At 65.4% G+C, this 16,184-nt stretch carries 16 protein-coding genes; 2 read left to right on the forward strand and 14 right to left on the reverse strand.

What is annotated here, in order from left to right; all coding sequences use genetic code 11:
* Positions 1 to 93 precede the first annotated feature (93 nt).
* The 5 genes from ACE10Z_RS31315 to ACE10Z_RS31335 form a co-directional block, all read right to left on the reverse strand.
* Entirely contained in the window at positions 94 to 1,377 is a 1,284-nt protein-coding gene (locus ACE10Z_RS31315) for a DUF445 domain-containing protein (protein WP_375784210.1), read from the reverse strand.
* Positions 1,378 to 1,634: 257 nt separating this feature from the next.
* Positions 1,635 to 2,111 (reverse strand): phasin, encoded by a 477-nt coding sequence (locus ACE10Z_RS31320; RefSeq protein WP_375784212.1) that lies wholly within the window; start codon positions 2,109 to 2,111, stop codon positions 1,635 to 1,637.
* Between the two features lie 181 nt (positions 2,112 to 2,292).
* A complete protein-coding gene (locus ACE10Z_RS31325) occupies positions 2,293 to 2,889 on the reverse strand; it encodes a GNAT family N-acetyltransferase (RefSeq protein WP_375784213.1) in 597 nt (198 codons plus the stop codon).
* A 26-nt stretch (positions 2,890 to 2,915) separates the two neighbouring features.
* On the reverse strand, positions 2,916 to 3,998 hold the full coding sequence (locus tag ACE10Z_RS31330; RefSeq protein WP_375784214.1) for a PHA/PHB synthase family protein: 1,083 nt from the start codon (positions 3,996 to 3,998) through the stop codon (positions 2,916 to 2,918).
* Positions 3,995 to 4,378: a hypothetical protein gene (locus ACE10Z_RS31335; protein WP_375784215.1), complete on the reverse strand. Its 384-nt coding sequence runs from the start codon at positions 4,376 to 4,378 to the stop codon at positions 3,995 to 3,997. The genes ACE10Z_RS31330 and ACE10Z_RS31335 overlap by 4 nt, the downstream gene beginning before the upstream one ends.
* Positions 4,379 to 4,559: 181 nt before the next feature.
* On the opposite strand from ACE10Z_RS31335, the gene ACE10Z_RS31340 reads away from it, so the two are divergent.
* Together ACE10Z_RS31340 and ACE10Z_RS31345 are read left to right on the forward strand one after the other, a co-directional pair.
* The gene (locus ACE10Z_RS31340) at positions 4,560 to 5,480 is read left to right on the forward strand and encodes an alpha/beta fold hydrolase (protein WP_375784216.1); all 921 of its coding nucleotides are present in this window, start codon (positions 4,560 to 4,562) and stop codon (positions 5,478 to 5,480) included.
* A gap of 279 nt (positions 5,481 to 5,759) precedes the next feature.
* Positions 5,760 to 6,155, forward strand: coding sequence for a nuclear transport factor 2 family protein (locus tag ACE10Z_RS31345; RefSeq protein ID WP_375789965.1), 396 nt, complete (start codon positions 5,760 to 5,762; stop codon positions 6,153 to 6,155).
* Positions 6,156 to 6,369: 214 nt separating this feature from the next.
* Here the strand turns inward: ACE10Z_RS31345 and ACE10Z_RS31350 are convergent, their stop codons facing one another.
* The 9 genes from ACE10Z_RS31350 to ACE10Z_RS31390 all read right to left on the reverse strand — a co-directional run bounded on the left by ACE10Z_RS31350 (position 6,370) and on the right by ACE10Z_RS31390 (position 16,156).
* Positions 6,370 to 7,464, reverse strand: a complete 1,095-nt coding sequence (locus ACE10Z_RS31350; protein WP_375784217.1) for a branched-chain amino acid ABC transporter permease — start codon at positions 7,462 to 7,464, stop codon at positions 6,370 to 6,372.
* Positions 7,461 to 8,327: a branched-chain amino acid ABC transporter permease gene (locus ACE10Z_RS31355; protein ID WP_375784218.1), complete on the reverse strand. Its 867-nt coding sequence runs from the start codon at positions 8,325 to 8,327 to the stop codon at positions 7,461 to 7,463. Before ACE10Z_RS31355 ends, ACE10Z_RS31350 begins: the two co-directional genes overlap by 4 nt.
* Before the next feature lie 7 nt (positions 8,328 to 8,334).
* Positions 8,335 to 9,039 carry an ABC transporter ATP-binding protein gene (locus ACE10Z_RS31360; protein ID WP_375784219.1) on the reverse strand — a complete coding sequence of 235 codons (705 nt, stop codon included), beginning with the start codon at positions 9,037 to 9,039 and terminating at the stop codon, positions 8,335 to 8,337.
* Positions 9,036 to 9,749, reverse strand: a complete 714-nt coding sequence (locus tag ACE10Z_RS31365) for an ABC transporter ATP-binding protein (RefSeq protein ID WP_375784220.1) — start codon at positions 9,747 to 9,749, stop codon at positions 9,036 to 9,038. Before ACE10Z_RS31365 ends, ACE10Z_RS31360 begins: the two co-directional genes overlap by 4 nt.
* 85 nt (positions 9,750 to 9,834) lie before the next feature.
* The gene (locus tag ACE10Z_RS31370; RefSeq protein ID WP_375784221.1) at positions 9,835 to 11,160 is read right to left on the reverse strand and encodes an ABC transporter substrate-binding protein; all 1,326 of its coding nucleotides are present in this window, start codon (positions 11,158 to 11,160) and stop codon (positions 9,835 to 9,837) included.
* 80 nt (positions 11,161 to 11,240) lie between these two features.
* Entirely contained in the window at positions 11,241 to 13,031 is a 1,791-nt protein-coding gene (locus ACE10Z_RS31375) for an FAD-dependent oxidoreductase (protein ID WP_375784222.1), read from the reverse strand.
* A gap of 35 nt (positions 13,032 to 13,066) precedes the next feature.
* On the reverse strand, positions 13,067 to 13,969 hold the full coding sequence (locus ACE10Z_RS31380; protein ID WP_375784223.1) for an intradiol ring-cleavage dioxygenase: 903 nt from the start codon (positions 13,967 to 13,969) through the stop codon (positions 13,067 to 13,069).
* A 25-nt stretch (positions 13,970 to 13,994) separates the two neighbouring features.
* Positions 13,995 to 15,119, reverse strand: coding sequence for a maleylacetate reductase (locus ACE10Z_RS31385; protein ID WP_375784224.1), 1,125 nt, complete (start codon positions 15,117 to 15,119; stop codon positions 13,995 to 13,997).
* A gap of 149 nt (positions 15,120 to 15,268) precedes the next feature.
* On the reverse strand, positions 15,269 to 16,156 hold the full coding sequence (locus ACE10Z_RS31390) for a helix-turn-helix domain-containing protein (protein ID WP_375784225.1): 888 nt from the start codon (positions 16,154 to 16,156) through the stop codon (positions 15,269 to 15,271).
* Between the last annotated feature and the right edge of the window lie 28 nt (positions 16,157 to 16,184).

A 16,184-nucleotide genomic window follows, 5' to 3' on the forward strand; every position in this document is an offset into this window, starting at 1 on the left:
AATCAACCTTGAAAAGCTAGGGAACCGATCACTTTGGTGCAAGCGGCCCAGGTCACACTTGCCACAACTAAAGTGACCTCCGTGCCCAATCGGTCACAGCAGCCGCAGCACGTATTCCAGCGTGTAAAGCGCCAAACCGGCAAGCCCGCCGATCAGCGAGCCGTTGAAGCGGATGTATTGCAGGTCCTTGCCGACATTGACCTCGATCAAGGAGATCAGCTGCTCCATGTCCCAGCTCTTCATCTGGTCGGCGATGAAGGTCGAGACGCCGCTCTTCTGCTCGGCAACGACCGTGCGCAGAACCGCGACCAGGCCCTGGTTGATTTCGGCGCGCAGCTCGGCGTCGCCGTCGAGCGCATCGCCGGCCTCGACGAACATTCGTGCCAGCTGATGCTGCAGCACCTGCGACTCGCCCGAGGCACTGCGTTCGATGAAATCCTTGACGTTGGCCCAGATCGTGCGCCCGAGATTGGCGAGCTCCGGCCGCGCCATCAAATCGCGCTTGAGACCGTCGATGCGATCGGCGAACGCCTTGTCGTTGCCGAGCCGGTCGACGAACGACAGCAGCATGCGGTCGAACTCGCCGCGGAACGGATGCTGCGGATCGTTGCGCACCTCCTCGAAGAATTTCGTGGCCGAGGCGATGATCCGGTTCACCACGAACTTGTCGGCACGATAGAGCCTCAACAGCGTCGGCATCTCCGCGCGAACCTTGTCGCGGATCACGGCCATGGTCTCCTGCTGCGTCAGCGTCTGGTGCAGCACGCGCAGGATGTCGTCGAGCAGGCCGCCATGCTTGCCCTCCTGCACGAATCCGCGGAGCGCGCCGGCCGCAAGCGGCGCAAGGTCGATCGAGAGCACCTGCGTCGTGACGCGGCGGCTGATGAACTGCATCAGGCCCGAGCTCTCGGTCGCCGCAAACGCTTCGGGCAGCATCCGCAGCACGAAGCGGGCGAGATCCTCCGAACGTTTGCGGTCGCGCAGCCAGTCGGCAATGAAGCTGCCGAAATCGATCTCGCGCAGCTTGGCCTCTACGGGGCCGGATTCCAGGAAATTGTTCTCGATGAACTCGCCGAGCTTCTCGGCGATGCGCTCCTGGTTGCTCTGGATGATCGCGGTGTGCGGGATCGGCAGCCCCAGCGGCCGCTTGAACAGGGCGACAACGGCATACCAGTCGGCGAGCCCGCCGATGGTCGCGGCCTCGGCAAAGGCCGCGATGAAGCCGAACACGGGATGCACTCCCAGCAGCGCCTTCGAGGCGATGAAGATGATGAGGGTGGCCGCCAGCACGCCGGTCGCCAGCCACTTCACGCGCCGCAGCTCGGCCGCGCGTTCGGCATCGACAGGCGTTGCAATGAGGGCGGCGGGAAGGGTCATGGCGGCTTTCGAACGACGCGAGCTTACATAGATGCCGCACGCACAGGCGTCATCCTGAGGTGCGCGCACTTTGCGCGCCTCGAAGGATGGCCACAAGCACCGTCGCTCGCGGCCATCCTTCGAGGCTCGCCGAAGACGGCTCGCACCTCCAGCGACAACGGCAGAGCCGTTGCGCAGGGATGACGACCGTGAGGCAAAAAAGAAGGCCCGCAAAATGGCGGGCCTTCGAAAAGGGCAGTTGGTCAGTGCAGGCGCGATCAGGCGGTCTTGCTGTAGACCTTCGAGAAGTTGTCCTGCGCGGTCTTCGCACCGTCGGTGACGAGCTTGCCGAGATATTCGGTGGTGGCCTTCGCCCGCGAGACGAACAGTTCGCCGCGCGCACGGACCAGGTCCGACTGGATCTGGGCGGCTTCGCTCAGCGACTTGGCGGAAGCGAGCTTGTCGATGCCGGCGAAGAACGCCTCGGCGTCCTGGTAGAGCGCCTGCTGGATGTTGCGGCTGATCTTGGCGGCTTCGGTCACCGAACCGGCAACAGCGGTCTCGATCACGTTGGTCACCTTCTCGGAGCCGGCATACGCATCGGCGGCGCGGGTCTTGGCGGCCTCGGCCTGCTTCTTCACGAACTCACGAGCGGCTTCCGGAACTTCCATGTTCTGGAGCTTGGTGAACGCCTCGGTGACGGGCGCGAAGGCTTCCTTGACGCTGTTCAGCACGGAATTGGTTTCGGTGGTCATTGGGGTCTCTCCATCCTCAGGTTTGAGCTATGGGCTCACCCCGTCCGGTTTGGCCCGGGGCAGGACTGTTGTGTCACAATCCATGGTGCATCGCAACATCAATGTTGCGATGCGATATCACGAACACGTGAACAGGATAAAGATCCAGCAGATTGCCCAGGGAACCGGCAGTTTACGGTTTCTAATTACCACCAACCGCTTCGGACACCCCGTATGCCTCCATCTGCGCCCGGACTTGCGCCACGTTGTGCCCGAGCACGACGATGTCGTGGGTCTTGCCTTCGACGTCGCGGACATGATCGCGCAGCAGGGCCTCCGCCTTGAAGCCGAGGCTTTCGAACAGCGCGATCGCCGCCCGCTGGTCGACTGTCATCTGCACAGAGAACTTCTCCAACCCGGCACTGAGCGCGATGGCGAAGGTCTCCTGCGACAGTGCCCTGCCGACGCCCTGACCGCGCACGTCAAGCGAGACCACCATCCGGATCTCGCCGACATGCGGCGACCAGGAATGCGGATCGCGCACCAGGGTGCCGCAGCCGACCACCTTGCCGTCCTTGATCGCGAGCAGGCTCGTGATGTCGCCGCGCTCGATCTCGTTGATCCAGGCCGACAGCACCTTCGGCTGGCTGATGTTGCGCGGCAGGAACAGCAGATCATGTGTCGGCAGTTCTTGCGCGAAGGCCAGCACGGCGGCCTCGTCGGCCCGCTTCATCAGGCGAAACTCGATGTCGCCCGCCTCGGTCTTGACGTGGCGCGGATAGGAACGTTGTTCGGTCATGTCGATCTCTCTCAAGTCGACCCTTCTTAGGTCGATCTTTTGCCCAACCAGGAGTCCAGTTTCGGCCACAGCCGCTTGATTGCATTGGCGCCGGCGACCAGCGAGACGTGACCGCCTTTCAGCATCACCTCTTCCTTGTCCTCGGAGCCGATCTTGGTGATGAGGTGCTTTGCCGCATCATACGGCACGATGTGGTCGTGCTCGGCGACCGCGTGCAGGATCGGCACCTTGATGTCGGCGAGCCTGGCGGCGCGGCCGCCGACCGTCATGGTGTCGTTGTAGAGCTTGTTGTCCCACATCAGGTCCTTGGTGATGGCGCGGAAATATTCGCCCGCGAGCGGCAGCGTGTCGGTCGCCCAGCGATCGAACATCCGGTACGACTTGACGAACTCGTCGTTCCAGATGTTGTCCCAGAGCTGGATCTGGCCGACGACGCGCGCGGCCGGCCGCAGCATGTCGAACGATTGCAGGATCAGTTCGGGCGGCATGTTGCCGGTGCTGTCGATCAGGCGGTCGACGTCGAAGTAGCGGCGGTCGGCGAAATTCGAGAACAGCTTCATCTCGCGGAAATCGATCGGCGTGGTGAAGCAGATCAAATTCTTCATCGGCCCGTCGTTGAAGATCGAGCCATAGAGCAGCGACAATACGCCGCCGAAGCAATAGCCGATCACGGAGACGTCCTTTTCACCGGAGTCCTGCTGCACGCGGCGGACCGATTCCGGGATGAAGTCGAGGACGTAGTCCTCCATGCGCAGCGATTTCTCTTCGGGCTTGGGCGCGGTCCAGTCCAGCATGTAGACGTCGAAGCCGCGCTTCAGCAGGAATTCGATGAAGCTCTGCCCCGGCACCAGATCGAGGATATAGCCGCGGTTGGTGGTCGCCATCACGATCAGGACCGGCACGCGATAGACTTCGTCGGCCTGCGGCCGGTAATGATAGAGGTTCATGGTGCCGCGCGAATACAGCACGTCCTTCGGCGTCGAACCGAGCTCGGGGCCGGAGTTCGAGAAGTACTCGACGCCCTTGATGCTGCGCTGGATCGCGCGCTGCACCTCGGACTGTACCCGCTCGGAGATCGAGGCGAAATCAAATCCGGTGGGAGCATTCATTTGCCGCCTCCCTCCGACGGCGGGCGCCTGGTGCGCGGCGGCCGCGGCGCTGCGCCGTGGCCGTCGTCCGGCGCCAGCGAATTGTGATGCACCTGCTGCAGCAGCGTCTTGATCTCGTTGAGCTGGTTCTCCATCGACTGCAGACGCTCGGCCATGCCGACGAGCTGCGCACGGCTCGGCAGGTTCATCGCCAGCAGATACTTCTCCATCAGCTCGCCGAGTTGCTTTTGCGCACCCGCCGCTGCGCTGCCGGCCTGATTCATCACCTTCGAAAATTCAGGCGAGGCCATCAACTGGTTGCCGAAGGAGTTGAACCCCTTCTCCATCTCGCCAATCATCGCCTGCCAGATCACGGCAGGGTCGTTGCCCTTGTCGGCCATGCGGCCCTCCTCCATACCAATCTCGAGCGCTTGTCGCGCTTCCACTTGTTTGTGCCATACGACACTGTTGCCGTTGATCGGTCAACTGCGCGGCGCGCCCAGCGCCGTCGAAGCTCTTCTGCGCTGCGTCAATCCATGGCAGCATGCAGCTTCCTGACCGCGAATCCAGGAGAGGACGCCCGTGACCACACTCGCCCATCAGTTGCCGCAACTAACCCGCGCCAACGGCATAGACATCTGCTACGAGACATTTGGCGATGCGAGTGCGGAGCCGCTGCTTCTGATCATGGGCCTCGGCGCCCAGATGATCCATTGGGACGACGAATTTTGTCGCCGGCTTGCCGCGCGCGGCTTTCGCGTGATCCGGTTCGACAACAGGGATATCGGCAAGTCCTCCCGGATGAGCGGCGGCAAGCGGCTGACCGCGCTCGAGCTGCTCAAGCTGCGCTTCCTGAAGATTCCGGTCGCAGCGCCCTACCGGCTTGCCGACATGGCGCGCGACACGATCGGATTGATGGATGCGCTCGGCATCCGCAAAGCGCATCTGGTCGGCGCCTCGATGGGCGGCATGATCGCGCAGGAGGTTGCCATCACCTTTCCGGAACGCGTGCTCTCGCTGACCTCGATCATGTCGACCACGGGCAATCCGAAGATACCGGGTCCGACCCGCGAGGCCACCGCGGTGCTGATGGCGCCGCCGCCGAAGAGCAAGGAGGAGTACTTCGTGCGTTTCGGCCAGACCTGGAAGGTGTTGCGCAACGGTTCGTTCCCGGAGGATGAGGCGCTGGACCCGGAACGCGCGCGGCGCACCTTTGAGCGCGGTCTCAATCCGGAGGGCGTCGGCCGCCAGCTCCGCGCCATCCTCGCCTCAGGCAGCCGCAAGGAGCGCCTGCGCAGCGTCAAGGCGCCGACACTGGTGATCCATGGCACCGTCGATCCGCTGGTGCATCCCGAAGGCGGCAAGGACACCGCGGCCTCGATCCCCGGCGCAAAGCTCCTGATGGTCGAGGGCATGGGCCATGCGCTACCGATCCCGATGTGGCCGCAGATCATCGACGCGATCGACAAGCACGCGCATGGGGCGGCAGTGAAGGCGGCGTGAGGCCCGAGCGTTTTCGAGCGAAGTGGATACCGGTTCGCGTCAAGAAAACGCGTCAAAACAAGAATCCAGAGCCCGTTCCGGTGAACGGGGCTCTAGTATCTCCCGGTAACCATGTGAGCCGGGGGTGCGTTCTTTCGGGCCCGGCATGGAGGCTGTAGAGAGCGCCATGCAGCGCGCGGGTCGCGCGCCATCAGCCTCGGGAGTCACCAGATGAAGACCATCCTCCGGCCGCGGACAGCCGTTGCCGCCTTCTTCCTCGCGCTCGCGTCCTCCGCCGCGATGGCCGCGACCAGCGAAGCGCAGCAGGAAGCCAACCGCAAGGCGGTGCTGGCCTTCTACGAGATGGGGCTGAACCAGAAGGACGCCGACGCGGCGCTCGCCTATGTCGGCAACCGCTATGTGCAGCACAATCCCGGCGCGGCCGACGGCCCCGAAGGCTTCCGCAAGTTCATCGGCTTCCTGCGCGAGAAGTTTCCGAACTCGCACAGCGAGATCAAGCGCTCGTTCGTCGACGGCGACTACGTGATCCTGCACGTCCATGCGGTGCGCGAACCCGGCACCCGCGGCAACGCGATCGTCGACATCTTCAAGCTCGAGGACGGCAAGATCGTCGAGCATTGGGACGTGGTGCAGCCCGTTCCGGAAAATCCGGCGAACAACAACACGATGTTCTGAGGCTCCAAGAGCACGGGCGATGGCGAGACAAAAGTCCGACGTCGCCCTTGCGAAATCCAAAACGACGCGTCGTCGTTAGTCCCGTCATCCTGAGGAGCGCGAAGCGCGTCTCGAAGGATCGACGGCCCGGCTGGTGGCCGTCGACCCTTCGAGACGCGCGCAAGGGCGCGCTCCTCAGGGTGACGGGTTGAGGACGTGGGTCACGTGGCCGGACCTACCGGCTGCGGCCGAGCCAGCGCTGTGTCGGGAACAGTTGCACCTGCCAGCGCCGCGCCGCCGCGCCCCACACGCCCCTCGGCATGAACAGCATGATCAGGATGGCGAGCGTGCCGAGCACGACCAGATACAGGCTGCCATACTGGGCGAGCCAGGTGACGAGCCCCCACAGCAGGAGCACGCCGACCATCGGGCCTTCGATGGTGCGCACACCGCCGATCACGACGATGAAGATGACATAGGCGGTCCAGTCGGTGACGCTGAAGGCAGCGTCCGGCGAGATGCGCGCCTTCTGCAGATAAACCACCGCGCCGACCATGCCGGTGGCGAAGGCGACCGCAATCCAAAGCAGATGGCGAATCCGCGCGGTGCGGACGCCGACGCTGCGCGCCGCCGCCGCGTTGTCGCGGCTTGCCGCCAGCGCGAGGCCATGGCGCGAACGGATGAACGCGTAGATGCCGAGCGTGACCAGCACGGCGAGCAGCAGCGCCAGCCAGTAGACCAGCACGTCGCGCGCGGCCGCCGGACGCAGGCCGAGCAGCGCCTGCACCGCCTTCAGCCCGACCATCTGCGACAATTCGCTCGGCGAGATCGACATCCCGGTGCCGCCGCCGAGCGACTTGAACTGGGCGCAGATCAGCCGCAGCGCTTCGGCAGCAACCCAGCTGCCGATCGCGAAATAAGGCCCCTCCAGCCGGAACAGCAGCGGGCCGAGCACCGCCGCGATCAGCGCCGCGAACAGCCCGGCCAGCGGGATCGCCGCAACGGGATCGAGCCCGGCCATCACGATGCCGGCGAACAGCGCATAGGCGCCGAGCCCGACAAACGCCTGCTGCCCGACCGACACCAACCCGCCCCACCCGGCCAGCACGTTCCAGAGCTGCGCCAGCGTCAGCATGGTGAAGACGAAGATCAGATCCTGAATCAGGTTACGTGATGCGATCGCCGGCAGCGCGGCGAGCACCACGACCAGCGCGATGCCGGCCACGGCCGCAACGCGCGACAACCGCGTGCCGACCCGAACTTGCCACACCGGCGCCTCTACCGCGCGCTCCTCCCGGCTTGCCGGGATATTGATGCTCTCGACGCTCATGTCCGCCTCGCCGGGAAAAGACCGCGCGGCCGCACCATCAGCACGGCAAGGAAGGTGAGATGGCCGGCCAGGATCTGCCACTCCGGATTGATCCGCCCGCCGATCGCCTGTGCGAGCCCGAGCACGATGCCGCCTGCCAGCGTCCCCCACAGGCTGCCGAGGCCGCCGATGATCACGGCCTCGAACGCATAGAGCAGCCGCGCCGGGCCGATCGACGGATCGAAGCTGGCGCGGATGCCGAACACGATAGCCGCAATCACCGACACCGCGAGCGAGAGCCCGACCGCGATCGCATAGACATTGCGCTCGTTGACGCCCATCAACTGCGCGATCGCGGGATTGTCGGCGGTGGCGCGGAAGGCGCGGCCAAGCGAGGTGCGATAGAAAATGAGCTGCAGCAGCGCGACGGCGGCGATCGCCGTCACCAGCGCGGTCAGCGGCGCCAGCCCGACGCTCAGGCCAGGAGCCAGCGTCACCGACGAGGATTCGAAGGCGCCTGCCTGCAGCCGGCGGCTATCCGCGCCGTAGCCGAGCAGCAGTCCGTTCTGGATCACGATCGACAGACCGAAGGTGACGAGCAGCGGCGGCAGGATGTCGTCGCCGAGCACCCGCTCCAGCACCAGCCGCTGCAGCACGAAGCCGAGTACGAACATCGTCACGACGACCAGCAAGGATGCAGCCGCAAGCGGCAGGCCGAGCGCCGTGGTGGCGCTGAGCACCAGATAGGCCGCGAGCAGGATCAGATCGCCATGCGCCAGATTGACGAGGCGCATGATGCCGAAGATCAGCGACAGGCCGAGCGCGAACAGCGCATAGACGCCGCCGAGCAGTACGCCCTCGATGATGGTATCGAACCCGCTCATGGCTCCCTCATGCTCCGAAATAGGCTGCGCGGATCGTGTCCTGATCCACATCCTTGGGCCGCCCGCTCAGCGTGACCCGACCTTCCTGCAGGCAATAGAACCGGTCGGCGGCCCGCAGCGCGCGGGCGATGTCCTGCTCGACCAGCACGACCGCGGTGCCGCCCGAACGGATCTGCGGCAGCATGCGGTAGATGTCCTCCACCACGATCGGCGCGAGGCCGAGGCTGATCTCGTCGCACAGCAAAACCGACGGATTGGACATCAGCGCGCGGCCGATCGCGACCATCTGCTGCTGACCGCCCGACAGCGCCGTGACGGCGCCGCGCCGCCGCTCCTTCAGCACCGGGAACATGCGATAGACCGCCGCGAGATCCCACGGCGCGCTGCGTTCGCCGCCATAAGCGCCGATCAAGAGGTTCTCCTCGACGCTGAGCGAGGGAAACAGCTGGCGGCCCTCGGGGACCAGCGCAAGCCCGAGCCGCACGATGCTGGCGGCGGATGCATTGCCGATCGCCCGCCCGCCGAGGCGGATGGCGTCGGGACGGTTCTTCACGAGCCCGGCCAGCGACTTCAGCATGGTCGATTTGCCGGCGCCGTTGGCACCGATCACCGCGACCGCCTCGCCCTCGGCCAATTCGAAATCGATGCCGAACAGCGCCTGGAAGTCGCCATAGAATGCATCGAGCGCCGTAACGTTGAGCAGCGCAGTCATGCCGGCACTCCCATGTAGATGGTCTCGACCTCGCGCGAGCGCATCACCTCGGCCGGCACGCCTTGCGCCACCACCTTGCCGAAGTTCAGCACGACCAGCCGCTGCACCACCGCGAGCAGCGCGTGCACCACATGCTCGATCCAGATGATGCCGACACCTTCGGCATGGATGATGCGGATGGTCTCGACCAGCTCATGACATTCGGCATCGGTGAGACCGCCTGCGATCTCGTCGAGCAGCAGCGTGCGCGGCCTGGTGGCCAGCGCCCGCGCCAGCTCGAGCCGCTTGCGATCGAGCAGCGGCAGGCTGCCGGCGAGCCGATTGGCCTTGGCCTCGAGGCCGGTCAGATCAAGCATGCGGCCGCAATGCTGGACCGCATCAGCCTCCGAGAGGCCGCCGCCGAATTGGGCGGCGACCGCGAGGTTCTCGAACACCGAGAGGTGATCGAACGGCTGCGGAATCTGGAACGAGCGCCCGATGCCCGCCCGGCAGCGTGCCTCAGGGGCGAGAGCCGTGACGTCGACGCCATCGAGAACGATGCGGCCGGCATCCGGCCGCAGCAGCCCGGTGATCAGGTTGAACAGCGTCGATTTGCCGGCGCCGTTCGGCCCGATCACGCCCAGCGCCTCGCCGGACGCAAGCGTCAGGTCAATCGCATCGGCAACGACTATGGCGCCGAACCTCTTCGAGACGGCATGGAGTTCGAGCATGGTCGCTCACCGCATCCATTTGCTTCGAGGAGATGCGCGCGTGGCCCGCGCATCTCCGATGAACAATTCGTCCGGAACGCGCTTGCTAGCTCAACGCCTGCATGTCGCCGCCGAGCGGAATCTGCGGCGCCAGCTTGTTGTCCGTGATCACCATGTCGTATTTGTCGCCGTTGAGCCGCCATTGGCCGCCGACCAGCGGCGTCTTGGCGATGTTCTTCGCGGCAAACGGCGGCACTGCGCTGGAGCCGAACGCGACCTGGCCCACGATCGTATCGAGCTTGGTTGCTCCGATCGCCTTCGCCAGCGCCGCACCGTCGCTCGGGTCGCTGGAGCGCTTGATGGCGTCGATCGCGACCTCGAACAGCGAATGCACGAAGCCGATCGGTTGGGTCCATTGCTTGCCGGAGGCCTGCTCATATCCCTTGGCAAGATCGGCCGCGCTGACGCCGCTGAGGCTCGACTTGTAGGGATGCGTCGGCGTCCACCAGACCTCGGTGGAGATGTTGTTGCCACCCTTGCCCAGCGCCTGCACCGACGCCGGGAACAGCAACGCCTTGGCGACCGACACGACCTTCGGCTTCAGCCCCTTCTGCCGCGCCTGGTTCCAGAACGTGGTGAAGTCGGGCGGGATGATCACGCCGGTGACGATCTCGGCATCGGCGCCGCGGAAGGCGGCGATCTGCGAGCTGAAATCGTCGGTAAGATTCTGGAAGCGGCCGGGATCGGTGAGCTTGAAACCCTGCTTGGCCATGACAGGCGGAAAGCCGATCGTCGCGTCACCCCAGGCGTTGCCATCGGCATCGTTCGGAAACAGCGCGCCGACCGATTTGTTGGTCGCGACCTGGCTCCACATGCTGGTGAAGACGCCGATCACGTCCTCTAGGCCCCAGAAATAGTGGAAGGTGTAGTCGAACGGCTTCCAGCTCTTGGGATCGCCGGGGTTGGCCTGCCGGCCGATGAAATTGGTCTGCCACGGCGCGACGGTCGAGATGCACGGCACCTGCTCGAGCTCGCATTGCGTCGCCACCGGATTGTTGGTCTCGGGCGTGGCGCCGACCACGATCAGGCTGACATTGTCGCGGGTGATCAGTTCCTTGGCGACTTCGGCGGCGCGGTTCGGATTCGACTGGCTGTCCTTGGTCACCACTTCGACCGGATAGGTCTGCGATCCGACCTTGACGCCGTCCTTGATGAATTTTCGGAATTCGCCGAGCACGAAATCGTCGGCTTCGGCGAAGGCAGCCAATGGTCCGCTCTTCGGCGAGACATAGCCGATCTTGATCGGCTTGTTGGCCGCGCGCACGGCCGGCGCGAACAATGTGGTCGTTCCCGCGGCGGCGAACCCACCGGCGATGCCCTGCAGCACGCGGCGGCGATCGAAAGACATGACGTTCAAATGGTGCTTGGTCATTTTTCCCTCCCTTGAGGCAAGCCGGTTTTCAGGCCGGCTGCCGTTTATCTGTTCTGAAAAATTACCGGCGTCGCGCCGCATCACGCCGCGGCGACGGACTTCGCCTGCGCCTTGGCGCTGCGGCCGAGGATCTGGCCAAACACATCGAGCAGCACATCGGTGGCGTCAGCCGCCGCCTCTTTGGCGCGCCAGGCGACATACATGTCGGGCCGCACCAGCACGCAGCCGTCCTCGTCGACCTCGCTCTGGCGGTACCAGTCCGCATAAATATCCAGCGCATCGCAGCCCTGCGGGCCGATGGTCACGACGTCGACCGGCAGGCCGTAGGCGTTCTCGACCGCGGCTGCGGCCGCCTTCCAGCCGTCGCCGCCGATCCCGGTGAGCAGCGTGAAGCGGCCCTTGCCGGTGAGATCGAGCGTCGACTTCCGCTCGCCCTGATGCTCGACCCAGACATGCGGCAGGTGCGCGCCGGGCCAGGTGGTGGCCTGATAGTAAAGCTCGTGATCTCGGGTGAACGCCGGCATCGGCGTGCCATCGGACACCACGGCGGTCGACCCGTAGCGCTGGTTCATCTCGACGCCGTGGCAGTTGAACTCGTAGCTCTTGTTGGCGATGGCCTCATAGAGTTTCTTGCGGCGCGCCTTGCCCTCGGCGGTCGGCGCCTTGCGCGCGGCGATCGCCTTGCGCGCCTCAGCCGGGTCGGTCGAAGCCACGAGTCCCACCGCCTCGAAGATCGGCGGGAAGTCGCCGATGCTCTTGTTGGCGCGGGTCACGATCTGCTTGCCGACCGGCTGGCGTTCGGCCGAATAGGTCTCGAGCAGCGACGGCGCTGCGTGGCCCTCGAGCACCAGCTTCAGCTTCCAGCACAGATTGAAGGAATCCTGGATCGAGGTATTGGAACCGAGGCCGTTGGTCGGCGGATGGCGGTGCACGGCGTCGCCGACGCAGAACACGCGGCCCGACGAATAGTGGCCGGCATACATCTCGTTCACGGTCCAGGTCGAGGTGGAGCGCACCTTGACCTCGAGCGTCTCGTCTCCGACGAGATTGCGCACGATCGAGATCGCTTCATCATTGGTGAGCTTGCGCTCGCCCTGCTCGATGTCGTAGCCCCAGATGATCAGCCACTCGTTCCATGGCCGCACCATGCGGATCAGGCCGGCACCAATGCCGCCGATCTCAGCGCCGGGCTGCAGCACCCAGTACAGCACGCTCGGCCGGTGCGCGACGTACTTGCTCAAATCCGCCTGCACGATGATGTTCATGCTGCCGGCGCGGCCCATCTGGCCTTCCATCGGCAGTCCGATCACTTCGGCGACCCGGCTGCGGCCGCCGTCGGCGCCGATCAGATATTTGGCGCGGATCTGATAGGTCTCGCCGGACAGGCGATCCTTCACCGTCGCCGTGACGCCGTCGGCATCCTGCACCAGGTCGACGAACTCGGTGTTGAAGCGCAGCGAGGTGCCGCGCTGGCCCGCGGCCTCGATCAGGATCGGCTCGAGGAAATTCTGCGGCAGGTCGCAGATGCGCGCGGGACTGGCGAGATCGTAGTCCGCCTTGCGCGAGGGATGATTGCCCCAGGAGTAGAGCCGGCCGAACTCCTCGCCGGCGAGGCTCTCGCAGAACACGTTGTTGGCCATCAGGTGCTGCGGCACGGCCTGCGCCACGGCTTTCTCCTCGAGGCCAAGATCGCGCAGCACCTCCATCGCACGCTGGTTGCTGATGTGGGCCCGCGGCGTGTCGGCCAGCCAGCCATATTTGGTCACCAGGATGTGCTTGATGCCGTACGTGCCGAGCAGCGCCGCCGCCGTCGCGCCGGCCGGGCCACTGCCGACGATAAGGACGTCGGTCTCGATCGGTTTGCTGGTCATGGTCCTCTCCCTGATCGTGTTGTTGGCTTTGATCGCTATTCCGCGGCCATCATCGGCTGCGGCACCAGGCCTGCGCCCGGCTTCATCTGGAAGTCGTAGGTCATCAGGTGCCATTGGCCGGAGACCGGCTCGCCGTTCGGCAGCGCGGGCTCATTGCGCGGCTCGACGCGCGCAATCAGCTCGTCCTTGACGCCGAACACCACGTCGCTGCGCAGATATTCGTCGCCATCGAGGAAGACGTGGGTGATCAGCGGCTCATAGCCCTCGGCCTTGACCAGGAAATGCACATGCGCCGGCCGCATCGGATGGCGCTGCGTGGCGGTGATGAGATCACCGACCGGACCATCGGTCGGGATCGGATAGCTGCACGGCAGGATGGTGCGGAAGGAGAAACGGCCGTCGGCATCGGTGACGAAGCGCGCGCGCAGCGATGGGCCGTGCGTCGCATAGTCCGCCTTCTGCGAATCGTAGAAGCCGTCGTCGTCGGCGTGCCAGACGTCGATCTCGGCACCGGCGAGCGGTTGACCGGCCAGGTCGGTGACGCGGCTCTGCACGAACATCACTTCACCGTCGATCCCCTCCGAGATGTTGGCGCCGTGCGGCGTGACGCGGTGCTCACCGACATAGAACGGGCCGAGCACCGTGGTCTCGGTCGCGCCCTCGCGCTCGCGGTGATTGACGGCATCGACCAGCATCGAGACGCCGAGCACGTCGGAGAGCAGGATGAACTCCTGGCGCAGCGGCGTGCAGGTCTGGCCGGTGCGGGTCAGGAATTCGATCGCCTGATTCCATTCCTCGAAGGTGAGCTCGGTGCGGCGCACCAGATCGTGCAGCGACTTGACCGTCTCCTCGATGAGGAACTTCAGCCGCTCGTTCGGCGTGTTGGCGAAGCTGCGAAGTACCTCGTCGGTGAGGTCATGCTCGTTGAAATTGGCCATCGTGTTGTCCTTTGATCTTGAGATGTCAGTGCTGCACGGGCGCATCGCCGCGCCAGGCTGCCACGATCAATTGCTCGATCGGGGCGCGGTCGATCGGTCTGGGGTTGGCATAGGGATTGCGCACCGCCATCTCCGCGGCGCGTGCGATGCCGTCCTCGGGCATTCCGATGTCGGAAAGCGCGCGCGGCAGTCCGAGTTGCCGGGCAAGATCAAACAGGCCCTGCGGTGCATTGGCGCTGTGCAACGCGCGCGCCACGCGGGTCATGGCCTCCGCCGCCGCGGCGGCGTTGTAGGCAGCGGCATGGGGCAGCACGATCGCGTGGGTTTCCGCATGCGGCAGGTTGAACATCCCGCCCAACACGTGGCAGAGCTTGTGGTGCAGCGACATCCCGACCGCGCCGAGACAGACACCGCACAGCCAGGCGCCATAGAGCGCGTCGCGGCGGGCACCGGGATCGGCCGGCGCCGCCATGATGCGCGGCAATGCGCGGGCGAGCGCGGCGATGCCCTCCTCCGCCATCAGCGACGTCAGCGGATTGGCCTCAGGCGCATAAAGCGCCTCGACGGCGTGGGCGATCGCATTCATGCCGCTGGCGGCAGAGATATGCGGCGGCAGGCTGACGGTGAGATCGACGTCGTAGATGACGGTGTCCGGCACCAGATCCTGGGAATGCTGCGTGGTCTTGATGCCGTTGCTGGTTTCGCCAAGGATCGGCGTCATCTCGGAGCCGGCATAGGTGGTCGGGACAGCGATATGCGGCAGCCCGGTGCGCAGCGACAGCGCCTTGCCGAGCCCGACGGTCGAGCCGCCGCCGATCGCGACCAGCCCGTCGATGTCGCGGGACTCGACGATGCGAAGCGCCTCGTTGGTCACCTCGACCGGCGTATGCATGCGCGCGCCGGCAAACAGCCCCGCGAGCCGGTCGCCGAGGCCGGCGCCGAGCCGGCGCCCGAGATCCTGCTGCTCGCTTGTGGTCAGCACCAGCGCCCGCTTGATGCCAAGGCGCTCGCTCTCCTCGCCAAGCCGCGCCGAGGTGCCGGCGCCGAACACCACGCGATATTGCTGCGAGCAGTATGCAAATGTGCCGCTGCCGGCATCTCCGGCCGCCACGACGGGCGGGCGTACGGCATCAGGCACTGCGATGCTCATGGCATTTCTCCCAAGCCGGCGAACCGGCAATCTCGTCTTGTTGGGAGAAAGCTAGCGGCGGGCGGCCACGGCGGGCCTGCACGAAACCGGAGAAAATCTGCACGAAACCGGAAAAATCATCCGCGGGCTCGGGCTGGCGCCGTCGGCAGCTAGTGGCTGCGCCGGTAACGCCCCGGCGTCACGCCGGTGAAGCGGCGGAACATGCGCGTAAAATGCTCCTGATGGGAGAACCCGCAGGCCAGCGCGATGTCCGCCAGGCTTTGCGTCTCGTCGGCGAGCAGCGCCCTGGCGCGCTCGATGCGCAGATTGAGCACGTATTGGTAGGGCGAGATGCCGCTGGTCGCCTTGAACAGGCGCACGAAATATTCGGTGCTGCGGCCGCACAATTCTGCCAGTTGGTCGAGCCGGATATCGGTATCGAGGTTGGTGTCGACGAACTCGCGGATGCGCGCCATCTGCCGGTTGCTGAGCAGGTTCGGATGCTTGCCGGCCTCCACGCTCGGCTTGTGGAAATTGATCGCGACGAAGCGGTTGGCGATCGCCTGCGCGATCGGATCGACGAACAGCGACGAGGCCGGCAGGCCGTTGGTGATGGTGTCGCCGATCGCCGCGGCGAGATGCTCCAGCACGGCATCCTGATCGCCGAGCATCGGCGCGAGCCCGCCGATCAGGCTCGCCGCCCCGTCCCGGCCCGCGAACAGGTCGGAGCGCAGATAGATGTGAGTGGATTCCAGCGCCTCGCGCAGCACCACGTTGCAGGTGTGCCCAGCCGGCAGGAAGAACACCCCGCCACGCGGGATCTGCCGCGCAACCGACTTGCCGTCCATCACATAGGTGATCTCGACCGGGCCACCCCGATGCAGCACCATCAGATTGTCTGACAGCGCGTGGAAGTGCCCGTCAAACGGCCGCTCGCGCTGGACCGAGGCATACGCCGTCGACCAGCCGAGCCCTTCGCTCGAGCCGCGGAATTCGGCCTGGAAACGGTCCAGGATCCCGTGCGTCTCCTGCACCCCAAAATTCGACGTCGGCTGCATCAGACAGACCAAGGACTCGAGGCTTCGG

Origin of the sequence: Bradyrhizobium sp. Pha-3 (genome assembly GCF_042258615.1) — a bacterium.
Lineage (GTDB): Bacteria > Pseudomonadota > Alphaproteobacteria > Rhizobiales > Xanthobacteraceae > Bradyrhizobium.

Bases quoted from the DNA above. Each gene is read 5' to 3' on its own strand.
- ACE10Z_RS31315 (WP_375784210.1), bottom strand. From the start codon at position 1,377: ATGACCCTTCCCGCCGCCCTCATTGCAACGCCTGTCGATGCCGAACGC.
- ACE10Z_RS31320 (WP_375784212.1), bottom strand. From the start codon at position 2,111: ATGACCACCGAAACCAATTCCGTGCTGAACAGCGTCAAGGAAGCCTTC.
- ACE10Z_RS31325 (WP_375784213.1), bottom strand. From the start codon at position 2,889: ATGACCGAACAACGTTCCTATCCGCGCCACGTCAAGACCGAGGCGGGC.
- ACE10Z_RS31330 (WP_375784214.1), bottom strand. From the start codon at position 3,998: ATGAATGCTCCCACCGGATTTGATTTCGCCTCGATCTCCGAGCGGGTA.
- ACE10Z_RS31335 (WP_375784215.1), bottom strand. From the start codon at position 4,378: ATGGCCGACAAGGGCAACGACCCTGCCGTGATCTGGCAGGCGATGATT.
- ACE10Z_RS31345 (WP_375789965.1), top strand. From the start codon at position 5,760: ATGGCCGCGACCAGCGAAGCGCAGCAGGAAGCCAACCGCAAGGCGGTG.
- ACE10Z_RS31350 (WP_375784217.1), bottom strand. From the start codon at position 7,464: ATGAGCGTCGAGAGCATCAATATCCCGGCAAGCCGGGAGGAGCGCGCG.
- ACE10Z_RS31355 (WP_375784218.1), bottom strand. From the start codon at position 8,327: ATGAGCGGGTTCGATACCATCATCGAGGGCGTACTGCTCGGCGGCGTC.
- ACE10Z_RS31360 (WP_375784219.1), bottom strand. From the start codon at position 9,039: ATGACTGCGCTGCTCAACGTTACGGCGCTCGATGCATTCTATGGCGAC.
- ACE10Z_RS31365 (WP_375784220.1), bottom strand. From the start codon at position 9,749: ATGCTCGAACTCCATGCCGTCTCGAAGAGGTTCGGCGCCATAGTCGTT.
- ACE10Z_RS31370 (WP_375784221.1), bottom strand. From the start codon at position 11,160: ATGACCAAGCACCATTTGAACGTCATGTCTTTCGATCGCCGCCGCGTG.
- ACE10Z_RS31375 (WP_375784222.1), bottom strand. From the start codon at position 13,031: ATGACCAGCAAACCGATCGAGACCGACGTCCTTATCGTCGGCAGTGGC.
- ACE10Z_RS31380 (WP_375784223.1), bottom strand. From the start codon at position 13,969: ATGGCCAATTTCAACGAGCATGACCTCACCGACGAGGTACTTCGCAGC.
- ACE10Z_RS31385 (WP_375784224.1), bottom strand. From the start codon at position 15,119: ATGAGCATCGCAGTGCCTGATGCCGTACGCCCGCCCGTCGTGGCGGCC.
- ACE10Z_RS31390 (WP_375784225.1), bottom strand. From the start codon at position 16,156: ATGCAGCCGACGTCGAATTTTGGGGTGCAGGAGACGCACGGGATCCTG.